Annotated in this window: 14 protein-coding genes; 12 read left to right on the plus strand and 2 right to left on the minus strand. The window is 37.9% G+C overall.

Features of this window, described 5'->3' with window-relative positions:
* Positions 1 to 287: 287 nt before the first annotated feature.
* A complete protein-coding gene (locus F564_RS0107805) occupies positions 288 to 3,068 on the minus strand; it encodes a bifunctional aconitate hydratase 2/2-methylisocitrate dehydratase (protein ID WP_028122142.1) in 2,781 nt (926 codons plus the stop codon).
* A 275-nt stretch (positions 3,069 to 3,343) separates the two neighbouring features.
* On the opposite strand from F564_RS0107805, the gene F564_RS21195 reads away from it, so the two are divergent.
* The 12 genes from F564_RS21195 (at position 3,344) to F564_RS0107865 (ending at position 14,930) form a co-directional block, all read left to right on the plus strand.
* Entirely contained in the window at positions 3,344 to 3,769 is a 426-nt protein-coding gene (locus F564_RS21195) for a DUF2752 domain-containing protein (RefSeq protein WP_394330630.1), read from the plus strand.
* Positions 3,770 to 3,776: 7 nt separating this feature from the next.
* The gene (locus F564_RS0107815) at positions 3,777 to 4,448 is read left to right on the plus strand and encodes a WG repeat-containing protein (RefSeq protein ID WP_051259604.1); all 672 of its coding nucleotides are present in this window, start codon (positions 3,777 to 3,779) and stop codon (positions 4,446 to 4,448) included.
* Positions 4,449 to 4,686: 238 nt separating this feature from the next.
* Positions 4,687 to 6,789, plus strand: coding sequence for a TonB-dependent receptor (locus F564_RS0107820; protein WP_028122144.1), 2,103 nt, complete (start codon positions 4,687 to 4,689; stop codon positions 6,787 to 6,789).
* Positions 6,790 to 6,950: 161 nt separating this feature from the next.
* Positions 6,951 to 7,622: a T9SS type A sorting domain-containing protein gene (locus F564_RS0107825; protein ID WP_028122145.1), complete on the plus strand. Its 672-nt coding sequence runs from the start codon at positions 6,951 to 6,953 to the stop codon at positions 7,620 to 7,622.
* 92 nt (positions 7,623 to 7,714) lie between these two features.
* Positions 7,715 to 8,398: a hypothetical protein gene (locus F564_RS0107830; RefSeq protein WP_028122146.1), complete on the plus strand. Its 684-nt coding sequence runs from the start codon at positions 7,715 to 7,717 to the stop codon at positions 8,396 to 8,398.
* On the plus strand, positions 8,370 to 8,888 hold the full coding sequence (locus tag F564_RS0107835) for an acyl-CoA thioesterase (RefSeq protein ID WP_028122147.1): 519 nt from the start codon (positions 8,370 to 8,372) through the stop codon (positions 8,886 to 8,888). Before F564_RS0107830 ends, F564_RS0107835 begins: the two co-directional genes overlap by 29 nt.
* 62 nt (positions 8,889 to 8,950) lie before the next feature.
* Positions 8,951 to 9,883 carry a 2-hydroxyacid dehydrogenase gene (locus F564_RS0107840; RefSeq protein ID WP_028122148.1) on the plus strand — a complete coding sequence of 311 codons (933 nt, stop codon included), beginning with the start codon at positions 8,951 to 8,953 and terminating at the stop codon, positions 9,881 to 9,883.
* A gap of 114 nt (positions 9,884 to 9,997) precedes the next feature.
* Positions 9,998 to 11,257: a serine hydrolase domain-containing protein gene (locus tag F564_RS0107845; RefSeq protein ID WP_028122149.1), complete on the plus strand. Its 1,260-nt coding sequence runs from the start codon at positions 9,998 to 10,000 to the stop codon at positions 11,255 to 11,257.
* A gap of 552 nt (positions 11,258 to 11,809) precedes the next feature.
* Entirely contained in the window at positions 11,810 to 12,328 is a 519-nt protein-coding gene (locus tag F564_RS0107850; protein WP_028122150.1) for an RNA polymerase sigma factor, read from the plus strand.
* The gene (locus tag F564_RS0107855; RefSeq protein ID WP_028122151.1) at positions 12,294 to 13,028 is read left to right on the plus strand and encodes a hypothetical protein; all 735 of its coding nucleotides are present in this window, start codon (positions 12,294 to 12,296) and stop codon (positions 13,026 to 13,028) included. Before F564_RS0107850 ends, F564_RS0107855 begins: the two co-directional genes overlap by 35 nt.
* Positions 13,029 to 13,123: 95 nt before the next feature.
* Positions 13,124 to 14,392, plus strand: coding sequence for a DUF4252 domain-containing protein (locus F564_RS19900; protein ID WP_051259605.1), 1,269 nt, complete (start codon positions 13,124 to 13,126; stop codon positions 14,390 to 14,392).
* Between the two features lie 13 nt (positions 14,393 to 14,405).
* Positions 14,406 to 14,930 (plus strand): DUF4252 domain-containing protein, encoded by a 525-nt coding sequence (locus tag F564_RS0107865; RefSeq protein WP_028122152.1) that lies wholly within the window; start codon positions 14,406 to 14,408, stop codon positions 14,928 to 14,930.
* A gap of 14 nt (positions 14,931 to 14,944) precedes the next feature.
* Here F564_RS0107865 and F564_RS0107870 read toward each other — a convergent pair whose 3' ends face one another.
* Entirely contained in the window at positions 14,945 to 15,307 is a 363-nt protein-coding gene (locus tag F564_RS0107870; RefSeq protein ID WP_028122153.1) for an iron chaperone, read from the minus strand.
* Between the last annotated feature and the right edge of the window lie 121 nt (positions 15,308 to 15,428).

Genomic DNA, 15,428 nt, shown 5'->3' on the forward strand with positions numbered 1-15,428 from the left:
TTTGTTCTTTATGAATTACTTTTTCCTTTGTTTAAAAGTAAAGTTTATATCAATGTACGTCATCAAATACTGTTCCTACACGGTCAAAGACAGAATGAATGTGATGAATGATGACTATCATTTACAACTATCAAGTTAAGCAAAAATGAAGTCTTGTTTTTTAAAATTGAGTAAAAAAAATCGGGTCATTTTAATCTGGAAGCGTTCTAAACAAAAAATGGAAGACTTCCAAAAGAAATCTTCCATTTTATATTTAAAAAAGTCTTTCGACTAAAATTTAAAATCTATTAATGACCCACAGTTACCAATTCTTTGATAGACGGAACGAAAGTCGTTAAATCAATACCTTCCACTGCTTCTTTGTATTCTTCAATGCTTGGGATTCTTCCCATAATTGCAGAAAGTACAACAACTGGTGTAGAAGCCAATAGAGATTCTCCTTTTTTACGTTCAGAATCTTCAACCACTCTTCCTTGGAAAAGTCTTGTAGAAGTTGCCAAAACAGTGTCTCCTTTCTCGGCTTTTTCTTGGTTACCCATACAAAGGTTACAACCGGGACGCTCCAGATACATCATATTTTCATATTCTGTACGAGCAGCACCTTTCGGAGCATTGTCATTAAATTCGAAACCTGAATATTTTTCTAGTAATTCCCAATCGCCTTCCGCTTTCAATTCATCGATGATGTTGTAAGTTGGAGCAGCAACTACAAGCGGTGCGCTGAATTCCACTTTACCATTTTTTCTTTCAATATTTCTCAACATTTGAGAAACGATTTTCAAGTCGCCTTTGTGAACCATACAAGATCCTACGAAGCCAAGATCTACTTTTTTGTCTCCGCCATAGAAAGTAAGATCTCTGATGGTATCGTGCGTGTATCTTTTAGAAACATCTTCGTTATTTACATCCGGGTCAGCAATCATTGGCTCAACAATAATATCAAGATCAACAACTACTTCTGCGTAATAACTAGCATTAGAGTCTGGTGTTAAAGCTGGTTTTTCACCAGATTTAATTTCTGTAATTCTCTTGTTTGCTTTATTAATTAATCCCTGAAGAACCTGATTGTGGTTGTCCATTCCTTTGTCTATCATAATCTGGATTCTGCCTTTCGCAATTTCCAATGATTCAATCAAAGTATCGTCTTCAGAAATACAAATCGAAGCTTTTGCTTTCATTTCTGCAGTCCAGTCAGTGAATGTAAATGCTTGATCCGCAGGAAGTGTTCCGATGTGAACCTCGATAATTCTACCTTGGAAGACGTTTTCTCCACCAAACTGCTGCAACATCTGCAATTGAGTTGCGTGTACCACATCACGGAAATCCATATGCTGCTTCATATCGCCTTTGAAAGTCACCTTTACAGATTCCGGAATCGGCATAGATGCTTCACCAGTCGCCAATGCTAATGCAACAGTTCCTGAGTCAGCTCCGAACGCCACACCTTTAGACATTCTTGTGTGAGAATCTCCACCAATAATGATTGCCCATTCGTCGATGGTAATATCATTCAGAACCTTATGAATAACATCTGTCATTGCGTGGTATTCACCTTTCGGGTCGCGCGCAGTGATTAAACCAAAATCATTCATAAATTTCATCAATCTAGGAATGTTTGCTTGAGCTTTTTTATCCCAAACAGAAGCGGTATGACAACCAGATTGGTAAGCACCGTCAACGATAGGAGAAATAACTGTTGCCGCCATCGATTCCAATTCCTGAGCGGTCATCAAACCAGTTGTATCCTGAGAACCAACGATGTTAACTTCTACACGAACATCAGAACCAGCGTGCAGCACTTTTCCTGGCGCTAAACCAACAGCGTTTTTATTAAATATTTTTTCAACAGCCGTAAGACCAACACCTTCTTTAGTAATTTCTTTTGATGGCGCATAAACGGTTGGGATTTCTATTCCTAAAATGTTTGAAGCCCAAGTCTGTAATTTTTTACCAAAAACGATAGCGTAAGAACCACCCGCTTTGATGAATTCCATCTTTTGTGGCGTGAAAGATTTAGAAATATCTTTCAGTTCCTGATCGCCGTTGTATAATTTTTTAGTCTTTGTATTAATAGTAAGAACTGTTCCTGTAGTTACAGAATAAACTTCCTCAAGGATGGGTTCGTTGTTTTCATTACGGATTACATTACCTTCGGCATCTAGTTTTTTCACCCAGTTTTGAAGATCGATACCAATTCCACCAGTCACGTCAACAGTAGTTAGGAAAATTGGAGAAATCCCATTTGTTCCACCTACGATTGGTGCGAAATTTACAAAAGGGATGTAAGGACTTGCTTGTTTACCTGTCCAAAGTGCCACATTATTTACACCAGACATTCTGGATGATCCAACGCCCATTGTACCTTTTTCAGCAATCAGCATCACACTTTTGTCAGGGTGCAGTGCCTGCAAAGCTTGGATTTCTTTCTGAGCTTCTGGCGTCATCATACACTTACCGTGAAGTTCACGATCTGATCTAGAGTGTGCCTGGTTTCCCGGAGACAATAGATCTGTTGAGATATCACCTTCGCCAGCGATGTATGTTACTACTTTTATTTCTTCCGCAGCTTCGGGAAGTTTTGTGAAGAATTCTGCCTGTGCGTAGCTTTCAATGATTTCTTTTGCTATTTCATTTCCGTTGTTGAATGCTTCTTTCAAACGGTCTGTGTCTGCTTCGTAAAGGAAAACCTGTGTTTTAAGAACGGTTGCTGCTTCTTTGGCAATATTTTCGTCCGTACCAAGAGCAAGATCTAATAGTGCTTCGATAGAAGGACCACCTTTCATATGAGATAGTAATACGAAAGCATAAGCTGGAGCAATTTCAACTATTTCAGATTGTCCAAGGATGATTTCTTTTAAAAACTTCGCCTTGACAGTCGCTGCACTTGTGGTGCCTGGTAAAACGTTGTAAATAAAAAAGTTAAGAGAGTCTTCCCTGTGTGTGTGTTCAGAATCTTTGATTTGTGAGATGATCTCGCTCAGTAACTCTGCACTGTCAATTGGCTTCGGGTGAAGGCCTTGGGTTCTTCTTTCTTCAATCTCTTGGATGTAATCCTGATAAATATTCATAAATAGAAATTCTTTTTAATGTTAAGCGTAGATTTATAGGTGATTGCTAATCATTTCAATTATAATTCTACATTATTGGTTGTTGCATTTGGCTTTTAAAGAAGTATTAGCTGCCCGAGAGTTTTCATTCTTCGCAAACCGAGCAAATTTACGAAATTATACGCTTTTAAATGGTTAGATTAATTTAGATTCAAAATAAATTAGATTTAATTTTTCTATAATGTTTAATTTAATCAAATTAATTTTTACTTTACAAAATCAAGTCGTTTGTTGTTGTGAAGTTGAAAATCAGTAGTTTAATTAAAAATAATAGAAGCCAAATTGTTTTTTGTGGTTTTTTTGTCTGTTTAATTGGTCTGTATTTTTTTATTGATCCATCAAAAAGTGCCTATTTTCTAAAATGTCCACTCAAGACCATCACTGGATATGAGTGCGCTGGATGTGGTGTGCAGAGAGCTTTTCATGAGTTGCTGCATTTCAGATTCTTGGAAGCCTTTAAGTACAATCCTTTATTCATCATTGCCATCCTTTTTTTGGTGATCTGTCTTCTGCTGAATTTTTCTAAAAATCAAAAACTAAGAAGTAGGCTTAAGCGTTGTGTGACGAGTAAGGTATTTGTCTTTGTTGTATTAATAATAGTTTTTGTATTTTCGTTGCTGAAAAACACAGACTTTTATAAAGATTTTATAATTCATTTATAAAAAAAATATGATGAAAAAACTTGTTAGCTTAATTTTTATAGGCTGTTTCTCTGCAGCTTTTAGTCAGATGGATGAAGCGCTTTTGCCTTCATTAATTCCCCAAAAGATCGATCAGAAATCCGGTTATGTTGATCAAAATGGAAAAGTGATGATTGCGCCGGAGTATCATATCGCAATGTTCTTTTCTGAGGATTGTAATCTCCTGAATTCTCCGAATAAAAACGCCAGGGTTTTTGGCTCCTCCGATTATGCAACGGTGGAAAAGAATCTGATCTCCTACAGGATCAATAAAAAGGGGAAACGCGTCTATCAGTACAAAAAATCTGATCTTGGGAAATGTTCTCAACCCTATGAGCTGCATCAATACAAAGCTTTTATACTCAACGGGATGTATGGGCTTGTGAGCAAAGATGACATAGACGTGGGCGGTTACAAGGATTTTGATATCTATCCGCAATATCAGCTGCTGCATGTGCTGGAAAGTGACAGGAGTAATCCAATGATCATTGCCGTGATGAACAATAAATTTGGCGTAGTGAACAAAGAAAATAAGATCGTGATTCCTTTTGTTTATAATGATATAAAAGCCAACCTCTCCTGGAAAACAGCCCATCTGTTCGAGGTTTCAAAAGATGGGAAATCGTACTTTTACGTTGATAAAAATAATAAAGCCTATTAATTCAAAAATAATTGTAATTTCGCAGTCAGAAATTTAAGGGGTGCTGTAATAAGCTGAGATTATACCCAATGAACCTGGAACAGGTAATGCTGTTTAGGGATACCTCATTATAAATGATAAAACATCAATGATAACTGATTATCTGCAGAAGGATCATTTATCAATCGTCAACGATCATTTATATCTATAGTCGCCCCTTTTATTCTAAATAAATTTTAACAATCAAAATTTTTTAAGAATGAAAGGTTTACTTTTTTTAGGAGTCTTAGTTGCTCCGTTCTATTTTTCACAAACTACAGATTCTGTAACTGTTACAAGCATTCAGGCTGTGGAATTCACCAAAAGAACACCGGTTGCGAAATCGATCATCAATGTTGAAAAAGATCTTGCCGATAAAAATCTAGGTCAGGATCTTCCGATTCTTTTGAAGAATCAAATGTCCGTAATTTCTACTTCAGATGCAGGAAATGGCGTAGGTTACACAGGTTTTAGGATCCGTGGAACTGCGGGAACAAGTATCAATGTCATGCTGAATGGCGTGCCTTACAACGATTCTGAATCGCAAGGTACTTTTTTCGTGAATGTGCCGGATCTCACGAGTTCGGCTTCGCAGATCGTGATCCAGCGTGGTGTCGGAAGTTCTTCTAATGGTGTTTCGGCTTTCGGTGCTAGTGTGAATGTGATTTCCAGAGATCCTTCGGATGTGTTTTCAGTAAGGACGGATGATTCTTACGGTTCCTTCAGTACCTATAAATATGGTGCTGAGGTCAATTCTGGCAAGTTTTGGAAAAACAGACTGTCTGTGATGGGAAGGTATACGCATATCCATTCGGATGGATTTATAGACAGGGCTTCTTCTGATCTTCATTCCTATCTTTTTTCTGCTTTGTTTCAGGAGAAAAAGACAGAGCTCAGATTATTAGCCTTCGGCGGAAAAGAGAAGACTTACCAAGCCTGGAACGGTATTGATAAAGCCACCTGGGAGACCAACCCAAGATTCAATTATTCCGGAGCGATTTATGATGCGAATTGGGAAAGTATCACAAGTTATTACGATAATGAGACAGATAATTACAGACAAAATCACTACCAGTTTTTATGGAATCAACGTTTTTCCAACGCGTGGAAACTTGAAACAACTTTACACTATACCAAAGGGAAAGGTTACTATGAAAATTACAAGCAAGGTGATCCTTTTGCGCGATACAATCTGCCCAACCAGTTTGTGGGCGGTGCAGAAGAAGCCTATTCGGATTTCATCAGGAAGAAATGGCTGGACAATGATTTCTATGGCGTGATCTCTACATTGTACGGAAAGTTGGGGAATCTAGACCTCAATGTTGGCGCAGTTGCAAATCAGTATTACGGAAGACATTTTGGCAACGTAACTGGTGTATTCTTGCCGGAGATCAACGCGTTCGAATATTATAGAAACCGGTCGGTTAAGAATGAAGTGTCTGGTTTTGTAAAGGCAATCTATCAGTTAGGGCAATTCGAAATTTTTGGAGATCTTCAGCTTAGAAATATAGATTACGATACAAAAATAGTGCAGCAAGGTGATTCTGAAGGTGCAGATCTGAAGCGGAAGTGGACGTTCTTCAATCCCAAAGCTGGAGCCAATTATCATATAGCAAAAGGGAAGGTTTTCGTTTCTTACGCCAATGCGCGCCGCGAGCCAAACCGAGACGATCTTTTCGCTAATTCTGAAACGAAACAAGAAACGCTTCACGACTTTGAAGCTGGTTTGGAACAACAATATGGAAAGCTTGCCGTGACGGTGAATGCCTATTACATGTATTACGAAAACCAGCTGGTGCTTTCCGGAAGAATTAATAACATTGGAGAGTTCATACGTCAGAATGTGGACAGGAGTTATAGATTGGGTGTGGAAATAGCTGCGAATTCGAAAATTTCGGATAAAATCCAGTTTGGCGCCAATCTATCTTTGAGTCAAAATAAGATTAAAGAGATCAACGCTGCTCAAAACGAAGAAGATACGGTTTTAAAGAATACCGATATTTCATTTTCACCCAATATGATCGCTAATGCGAACGTTCTTTACACGCCATTCAAAAATTTTAATCTTGGAATAACAGCGCAATATGTCGGTAAGCAATATTTAGATAATCTCGAGACCGCCGATAACAGACTCAAAGATTATTTGGTTCCAGATTTCCATATGTCGTACAAATTGCCATTAGCAAAAAATGAAGTGGTTTTGCGATTCTTATTAAATAATTTCACAGATGTTAAGTATGTTAATAACGGTTTTAGTGGACCTTACTACTTCTCACAAGCTGGGATTAACTTCATGTTTGGAGTTTCTATGAAGATTTATTAAAGTTTTTATGTTTGGTAATCAGTTTGTTGTGGTTTTTTTTATGTCTGATATAAAAATTTTTCTTTGTTGTTTTAAAATTAATATTAGATTTACATAGAGTTCACGATTGCTTTTGTGAGGAGTGATGAACGACTTTATATAGACCTTAAAAATTAACATTTATGAGAAAAATTTATTCTTTAGCGATTGCTTTGGTTGCAAGCATCGCTGTATCTGCACAGCTTACGACACAAATCGTGAGTCCTGGTGTTTTCAAATTGACTTATGGCGCTGCCAATGACTATTCGTTTTACGATCCGGGATTTCAAGTTCCTACTTTTTATGTTCATACATGGATTTCATCCGCGGATAATTCTGTAAATACGTCATATGATGATGCCTGGACCAATTCTAGTGTTACGATGAATTGGGATTCTGTCGCAAATGCATACGTTGGGACAATTAATCTAAATACTAAGACTTTTACCAACAGTAATAATACAGTACCAGCTGGGACTACAGTTCAAAAATTAGGAATTGTCTTCAAAGATATGCAAAATGGAGCCACCAAACAATCTGCTGATTCTACTGTACTAGGACCAACAACACTTCTTACATTGGCTGTTTCTGAGTCCAACGGTAGAGTAAAATCGCAAGTGGCTGCAGGTAAACTGTTTACTTCTGCCAAAGGGAATATAGACCTTACGGTGTATGACTTCGGTGGGAAAGTTATCAAAACTTTAAAAGCAAATGCAAACGGAAATCCAATCGATCTCAACCTTTCTCAAAAAGGTTTGTACTTGGTGAAAATTTCGGGCAACAACAGTTCTGAAGTGGTAAAGTTTGCTTATTAGACCTTAATTATTCATATCAAGATCAAAAGGTTGCTGTAAAAAGCAACCTTTTTTATTCTCTTTAACCTCAAAAATATGTAGTTTTGCGCCAAATGAATTTTGAGTATTTTTTATATCAATATCTTCTGAAGCATCACAAGGCAGAAGTACCGTATTTTGGAGTTTTTGAACTTACAAAAAAATCTGCGAGCATAGATGCAGAAAATTCGATCATTACACCACCAAAAGAAGTGGTGGTATTTCAATATGTGCCCGGACTTGTTGATGATCAGTTAGTTAGGTATATTTCTGATCAAACCAATTCTGATCTTTCTACTGTTAAAAGTAATTTAAAGAATGAAGTGGAACAGTGGTTTCAGAAATTACAGACACCTGATGGTCTCACGTTAGAAAACATCGGTCAATTTCAACTGGATCATGACCACAAAGTAGTCAAAATAACAGATGATCATCACGATGTGTTTGGTCTGGAAGCAATCAATTTGCAAGCCCTGAAAAAAAAGTCTCAAAAAAAATATTCAGATTCGGAACATTACACATTTAACAAAAGTGTTATTTGGACATTTTCCGCCATCGTTATAATAGGAACGATTGTACTTTTTTTTCTAAGATATCAACCATTGCTTTTCGGGAAGTCATCTAGAATTCCAACAAAGAAAGAAAGCACGAAGAGATCAGAACCCAAGAGAGTTTTGACCATTCCTAAACAAGATTCAATAAAAACAGACAGTATAAAACCGACAACGAATGCAAAAATCCAAAAAATCAATAGATAGCCTTACGGTAATGACCAATATCGTTTTGCCAAACGAAACCAATTCATTAGGGAATCTTTTCGGAGGCGAGTTGCTGTCAAGAATGGATCGCGCAGCATCCATTTCCGCAACCAGACATTGCGAAAGAAGAGTGGTGACGGCTTCTGTGAATCATGTGTCCTTCAACCATCCGATTCCGGAAGGTGGCATTGTGGTTTTGGAATCAAAAGTGTCACGGGCGTTTTCTACCTCTATGGAGATCTATGTAGAAGTGTGGTTAGATGATCCTATCAATCAGACAAAAACACACACCAACGAAGGGATCTACACTTTTGTGGCGGTAGACGAGTTCAATCGCCCTATCCCAATTCCTCAAATAGAACCGGAAACAGAGTTGGAGAAAGAACGTTACGACGCCGCCATGAGAAGAAAGGAATTATCACTGATTCTTTCTGGAAGAATGAAACCTGCAGATTCTGTGGAACTCAAAAAATTATTCTTAGGCGAGTAATTTTAAACCAATTACATACGGGCTTTTTCTAAGCCCTTTTTTTACATCTAAAATTAAAGAAAATGAAAATCCTTCAGCTCGATAAAAACCATCCCTTAATTTCTGAACAGCTTACCGCAAAAGGCTTTCTGATAGAAGAAGACCACATTTCCACTTACGATGAGGTTTTGGAAAAAATAGGTGGCTATGAGGGCGTTATCATCCGAAGCCGAATTCCGTTGGACGAAAATTTCCTGAACAGAGCTCCGCATCTCAAATTCATTGCAAGAGTCGGAGCGGGAATGGAAAATATCCATCTTGAAACTGCCGGAAAATTAAATATAAAATTAATAAATTCTCCCGAAGGCAATCGCGATTCTGTCGCAGAGCACGTTGTCGGGATGTTGTTGATTTTGATGAACCGATTATTTATTGCGTCCAATGAAGTAAAAAACGGAATCTGGAAACGTGAGGAAAACCGTGGTGATGAGCTGCTGGGCAAAACGTTCGGAATCATCGGTTACGGAAATATGGGAAAAGCCACAGCCAAAAGACTTTCTGGTTTCGGCGTTGAGGTGATCTTCCACGATATTCTTCCAAATCTTTCTGATGAGTTTGCAACACAAGTTTCTTTGGAGGAACTTCAGAAAAGGGCAGATATTCTGAGTCTTCATATTCCATTAACACATGAAACTAATGATTTGATTGATGAAGAATTCATTTCAAAAATGGAAAAGAATTTCTATTTCGTCAATACAGCCAGAGGGAAAAATCTTAAAACGAAAGCTTTAGTAGAAGCAATTGAATCTGGAAAGGTGCTCGGCGCTTGCCTGGATGTCTTGGAATTTGAAAAGTCGTCTTTTGAAAACCTCGAAACTGAAAATCAGGATTTGCAATATATTTTAGATTCTGATAAAGTGATTGTTACGCCTCATATTGCAGGCTGGACCCAACAAAGTAAAATCAAATTGGCTCAGGTGATAGTCGATAAAATTGTTGAAACCTTCATGGATTAGTTTCTTAAATTAAATAAAATTCCCAACGGTTTATTTAACATTTCTTAAGACAATTCCCTTCGCTCAAAATTCCATTTTATGTTAACTTGCGAACCTTAAAGAAGTTTGGATATAATGAATTTTAGAAAAATAATTACCCCGGTTTTAGTTGTTTTGTCAATTGTTTCTTGCCATAAAAAATCGGAGAAAGATACTGATGAAGAGGGTTCAAAATTTCCAAACTACGGAAATGTTGATCTGGAAAAGGTGTTTACGCCAGAAGAGTTGACATTGCCAAACCAGGCCAATATCTTAACGCAAATCAATAATTATTACCAGAAAGTCTGGGAGCAAGGCGATCTTAGCGGCGGATTATTAATTGCAAAAGGCAACAAAATTATCTTCGAAAAATACCGGGGATTTGGCAGAGAAGGCAAACAAATGCCAATTGATGAAAACACACCACTTCACGTGGCGTCTGTCAGCAAAACGATGACCGCAATGGCAGTTCTGAAATTGGTAGAAGCCGGAAAACTAAAACTCGAAGACAATCTTACCAAATTTTTCCCCAAATTCCCTTATGCTGACATCACCGTTTTCAGTCTGTTGGCACAAAGGAGCGGACTTCCCAAGTACGAACATTTTGATCAGGCTATAAAACCTGTGCCGCAAGAACTCAAAAAAGAATATTTGACCAATCAGGACGTTGTGGAGATGCTGATCAAATACAAACCAGCGCTGGCAAAGATTTCCAACACGGGATTTATGTACTGCAACACCAATTTTGCACTGCTGGCTTTGATTGTAGAAAAAGTAACAGCCACGCCTTTTCCAGAAGCAATGCAAGAGATCGTTTTCAAACCATTGAAGATGACGCACACCTATATTTTTCAGAAAAAAAATATGCCCACGGCCTCACAATCATTTTTCAGTGGTTACAGGCTTTATCCGTTGGATCATCTGGATTTGATCTACGGAGACAAAAATGTTTACACCACACCAAGAGATCTTCTCAATTTCTCGGTGGCAATCTATTCCAAAGATTTTCTGAAGCCAGAACTCGAAGCCAAAATATTCGAGCCTTATAGCAATGAGAAAAAAGGAATTAACAATTACGGTTTCGGATTCCGAATGAAGAATTTTGACAACGGCGAAAAACTCACCTACCACAACGGCTGGTGGCACGGGACCAATTCGGTTTTTGCACATCTTCTGAAATCTAAAGTGACGATCATCGCAATTGGAAACAAATATTCAGGAAAAGTGTACTCCGCTTTGTCACTATCAGGATTGTTTGAAGATTTCCCTTTCGAGATGGACAAATTCAACAAAACGATGAACCCGACGGGAGGTAGCGAAAAAGATACAGCAGCGGCAGGAAACGGAGAATTGTAAAATAAAAATTTGGGCGCCTTTATCCGCCTTCCGTTCCCGCTTTTTTCTTTATCGCTCAGGCAGCGATAAAGAAAAAGAGCTCCACTCAAGTCGGGGCGCGCTTCGCAAGGAATCAACATTTCATTATCAATCCACAATTTGTCATTCCTTAAGAATCCAGACTGTTGAGATTCCTACGGAAAGACAGAGTACTGTTTATTTCAGGATAATTTTGATTACATTTCCATAAGAATCTCCTTGCTAAGGAAAACCGCAGAGTGGTGAACTGTCAATAGAAGGTCAAAATTCAAAACGACAATCTAAGCTCCAGCGGAGCGACCTGTAATTTATTTTAAGGGCAAAAACTATTATAACAGAAAATGAACTAAATTATTTTTGTGTAAAAAATAAACTTTATTGAATTGATTATCAGAACTTTAATAATTATTAAGGTTCTTTTTTTATATTTGATGTAATAATTGTTACATTACAGATGTCTTACTTTTAAACAACCAAGAACTCAACTACTTTCAAAGCTTAAAACTTTGAACCTCAAACATTAAAAGAATCAATATGACTCAGGAAATATTTCAATCAACGGTTTACAGTCTCAAGAATGAGATGTTCCGTTTTGCGAAAAAGTTTCTGATGAGTGCAGATGAAGCCGAAGATGTGGTGATGGATCTGATGATGAAGTTCTGGCAAAAGAAAGAAGAACTCCTGGCAGTAGAGAATCTGAAAAGTTTCGCGATGAGAAGTGTAAAAAATGAATGCCTGAACCGCCTGAAACACCACGAAGTGAAATTGGGATTTGCAAGCCAGACAAAACACACTTCGGAACTTTATCAGATCGAAACCAATAATATGAGAGAGCAGATTCTGGGATTCATCTCCCAACTGCCCGAGAAACAAAAAATGGTCATTCACCTGAAAGATGTAGAAGAATATGAAATCTCAGAGATCGCGGGAATAATGGAAATGGAAGAAAATGCAGTCCGCGTGAACCTGATGAGAGCAAGACAAAAAGTGAAAGAATCAATTAACAAACTCTATGCGTATGAAAACCGACAGATACAAGGATTGGGAATCTAAATTCTTCGAAGGTGAAGAACTGACGCCGGAAGAAGAATTGTTCCTGAAAAATGAAAGCGACAACCCTTATTTCTCATTTCTGAAAGACGAGAAACAGGAAAAACTGGATATCAGCTTCGCGGATTTTTTAAAGAAAACAGAAGAACCGAAGATTGTTGTACTTCCAACTAAGCGAACTTCTTATAAGATATATTGGATGGCAGCTGGTTTAGTTTTATTAATGGGAATGAGTGCATTGTGGATGTTCAATCAGCCTCAGAAGATAGAAACAACGATTGCTAAAAATCCTGATGTTCCTAAGAAAGAAAAAGTAGAAAAAGTTCCGCAAGTTGAAGAAACAACAGAACAAACTTCGGCACCAAAACCAGTTTTGGCCAATCAGGAAAATCAGAAAGCTGATCAATCTGGCAATGACAAAGTGGTGAAAAAACTTGTCAGAAAAGAATTTGACAAACTGATGGCGCAACAAGAGCAGTCATCTAAACAGGAAGAGAAGCAGATCCAGGTTCCGGCAGAATCTACCTTAGATTACCGTCCGAATTATGTGATCATCAACGGCAAGCCCATCTATGATGAGAGTGAAGCTATTGCTGTGACAGAGAATGCTTTTAATTATTTTGCAAGTAACGTTACCCAAACCATAAATCACGCAGAATCTGCCCAAAATCAAGTTGATTTTTACAGGATTCTCAATTATTAATTTTAAAATCAAATGTCACCGCTCCAGATAATATATTCAAGCTAGATCTAGTCAAAACGGCGGTTGCATCTGACCTTAAACAAACAAATATTAAAATGAAAAAAATATCATTATTATTCGTACTATTTCTATTGTCTACCAACATCTTTGGGCAGTCGGAAAAACTAAATGAACTCTTTGACCATTATCAGGATACGGAAGGCGTCACATCTATCAAGATTGCGAAACCGATGTTCAAACTGCTGAACAATCTTAAAATTGATGATGCAGAACTGGGCAAGATCCAGCCGCTATTAGGAAAAGTAAATGGACTGAAAATGCTGATTCTTGAAAAACCAAGTAGGTCTGAAAATGGAGCTTCTACAGATCACAAATTGCTAGTGCAATCCGGAATAATTGAAAAAGAAATTGCAGCCTCGCTCAAGAATATGAAATATGAAGAGCTGGTAACTGTGAACAGCCGCGATGCCAAAATCAAATTTATGGCGCAGGATATTACCGCCAATGTTATGGATAATCTCATCCTTAATATTATGTCCGATGACAGTTCTGTTCTGATGCTGCTAGACGGAAAAATATCAATGGATGATATCAGCAATCTGATGGCGGAAACGCAGAATGTAACCTCCGTTAATCCTGTTTCTACGATTACTTCTAGCAAGACGAATCCGGGAAGTGTGAGAAGCGTTTCGGAATTTAATGGAATCGAAGTTTCTTCCGGCGTGGAAGTAGAGTTCAGTCAAAATCCAAATCGAAATGTAACTGTAAACACAGAGGCAGACAAACAGCAATATGTAATGACTGAAGTTGAAAATGGTATTTTGAAAATTTTTGTAAGAAACAAAGGTGTTAGAAATTTGAACTTCAATCACTTGAAAGTTGTTGTTTCCAATCCGAAGTTGTCCAGACTTGTTACAAAATCCGGAGCGTCTTTTAAAGCAATAACACCGGTCAGCGAAACGACGCTTGCCTTGAGCAGTAATTCTGGCTCGTTGGTTTCCGGAATGTTCAAAATCTCTACAAACACCGCTTTGGAAGTAGAGTCCGGATCCAATGTTAAAATCAATCTGGATACAAAATCGGTAGCGATCGACGCCAGCAGCGGCAGTTCTTTGAAATTATCAGGCACGGCAAGCACAAGCGTGATCAGCGCCAGCAGCGGCAGTTCCGTTTCTGCAGGTGACTTTGTGACAAAATCAGCAGTTGTGGATGCGTCTTCCGGATCTAGCGTGAAGATCAATACGACAGACAGTGTCACTGCCAGTGCAAGTTCTGCGGCATCCATCCAATACAAAGGGAATCCTTCAAAAGTAACGAAGTCTGCGCAAGAAGTGACGGGCGCAAGTATTACATCCATCAACTAAAAAACTTACAATTATGTTACGATTCTTATACATTATCATCTTAGCGGTTGTCGGTTTTTTTCTGCAATCGTGTATGGTTTCTCAGAAAAAAGTGCACACTGATTTTTTTGACAATCCAGGATTTAAAAATAATTCCACTTACCTGAGCATCAATGTTCCTACATTCCTAGCAAGGTCATATGTGAAAAATGCTTTGAAAGAAGATGGGGAAAGTCAGGAAGTGATCGATCTGGTAAAGAAGATCAAAGATGTGAAAGTCCTCATCGTTGAAAGTTCTAAAACACCCTTTAAAGCGGAGTTTCAAAAATATCTGACCAGCAATCATTACGAAGAATGGATGTCTCTGAAACAGGAAGGTCATCTCATCAGCCTCAATGCACAGCAGACCGATGACGTGATCAAACGAATGATCATCACGGTGAGAGATGACCAAGACGAAACGATTTTCGTAGATGTGACGGGGAAATTTTCCGCAGATGATGTTTCAAAAATCATCAATGCCACGGAAAAGAATCCAATCAAAATCAATCGAAATTAATTGTTCATCAACCACTATTGATTAGTGGTTTTTGTGATTTTAAGAATTCTTTCCTTAGCGTGGTTGATCAATTTTTTAATGAGATCCAAAGGCACATCCTCATCCAAAGGAATTTGAATGGCACCTTTTGAAGTTTTGTAATTTGCCAATTCCTTTTCATAAAAAGAAATCGCTTCTGGTCCGGGATAAAGTCCGATATGGTGGGTAAATACGGCGAAATGGATCAGATTTTTATTCTGAAAAACAAAAGTCGGCATCAGGTATTTAATACATTCTTCCACTTCCGGAATTTCTTGTTTGATTTCAGTTCTAATGGTTTCCAGTTGATGTCTAAGTGCGGCATCAAACTGAGAAAAGTAATCTTCGAAGGTTTTCATCAGTCATTTTTTTTATTAAGAATCTGTTTAAAAATCATTAAAAAGAAAAATCCCCAAGACATATTTCTTTTCCCAAAGCTAACGGGCGGAAAAATGCCTTGGAAATTTCGTGAAAATGGCG

Source organism: Epilithonimonas tenax DSM 16811 (genome assembly GCF_000428485.1).
Taxonomy (GTDB): Bacteria; Bacteroidota; Bacteroidia; order Flavobacteriales; family Weeksellaceae; genus Epilithonimonas; species Epilithonimonas tenax.

Excerpts from the sequence above, each read along its gene's own strand:
- F564_RS0107805 (WP_028122142.1), bottom strand. The coding sequence starts at position 3,068 with ATGAATATTTATCAGGATTACATCCAAGAGATTGAAGAAAGAAGAACC.
- F564_RS0107845 (WP_028122149.1), top strand. The coding sequence starts at position 9,998 with ATGAATTTTAGAAAAATAATTACCCCGGTTTTAGTTGTTTTGTCAATT.
- F564_RS0107855 (WP_028122151.1), top strand. The coding sequence starts at position 12,294 with ATGAAAACCGACAGATACAAGGATTGGGAATCTAAATTCTTCGAAGGT.
- F564_RS0107850 (WP_028122150.1), top strand. The coding sequence starts at position 11,810 with ATGACTCAGGAAATATTTCAATCAACGGTTTACAGTCTCAAGAATGAG.
- F564_RS19900 (WP_051259605.1), top strand. The coding sequence starts at position 13,124 with ATGAAAAAAATATCATTATTATTCGTACTATTTCTATTGTCTACCAAC.
- F564_RS0107835 (WP_028122147.1), top strand. The coding sequence starts at position 8,370 with ATGCAAAAATCCAAAAAATCAATAGATAGCCTTACGGTAATGACCAAT.
- F564_RS0107840 (WP_028122148.1), top strand. The coding sequence starts at position 8,951 with ATGAAAATCCTTCAGCTCGATAAAAACCATCCCTTAATTTCTGAACAG.
- F564_RS0107830 (WP_028122146.1), top strand. The coding sequence starts at position 7,715 with ATGAATTTTGAGTATTTTTTATATCAATATCTTCTGAAGCATCACAAG.
- F564_RS0107820 (WP_028122144.1), top strand. The coding sequence starts at position 4,687 with ATGAAAGGTTTACTTTTTTTAGGAGTCTTAGTTGCTCCGTTCTATTTT.
- F564_RS0107815 (WP_051259604.1), top strand. The coding sequence starts at position 3,777 with ATGATGAAAAAACTTGTTAGCTTAATTTTTATAGGCTGTTTCTCTGCA.
- F564_RS0107870 (WP_028122153.1), bottom strand. The coding sequence starts at position 15,307 with ATGAAAACCTTCGAAGATTACTTTTCTCAGTTTGATGCCGCACTTAGA.
- F564_RS0107865 (WP_028122152.1), top strand. The coding sequence starts at position 14,406 with ATGTTACGATTCTTATACATTATCATCTTAGCGGTTGTCGGTTTTTTT.
- F564_RS0107825 (WP_028122145.1), top strand. The coding sequence starts at position 6,951 with ATGAGAAAAATTTATTCTTTAGCGATTGCTTTGGTTGCAAGCATCGCT.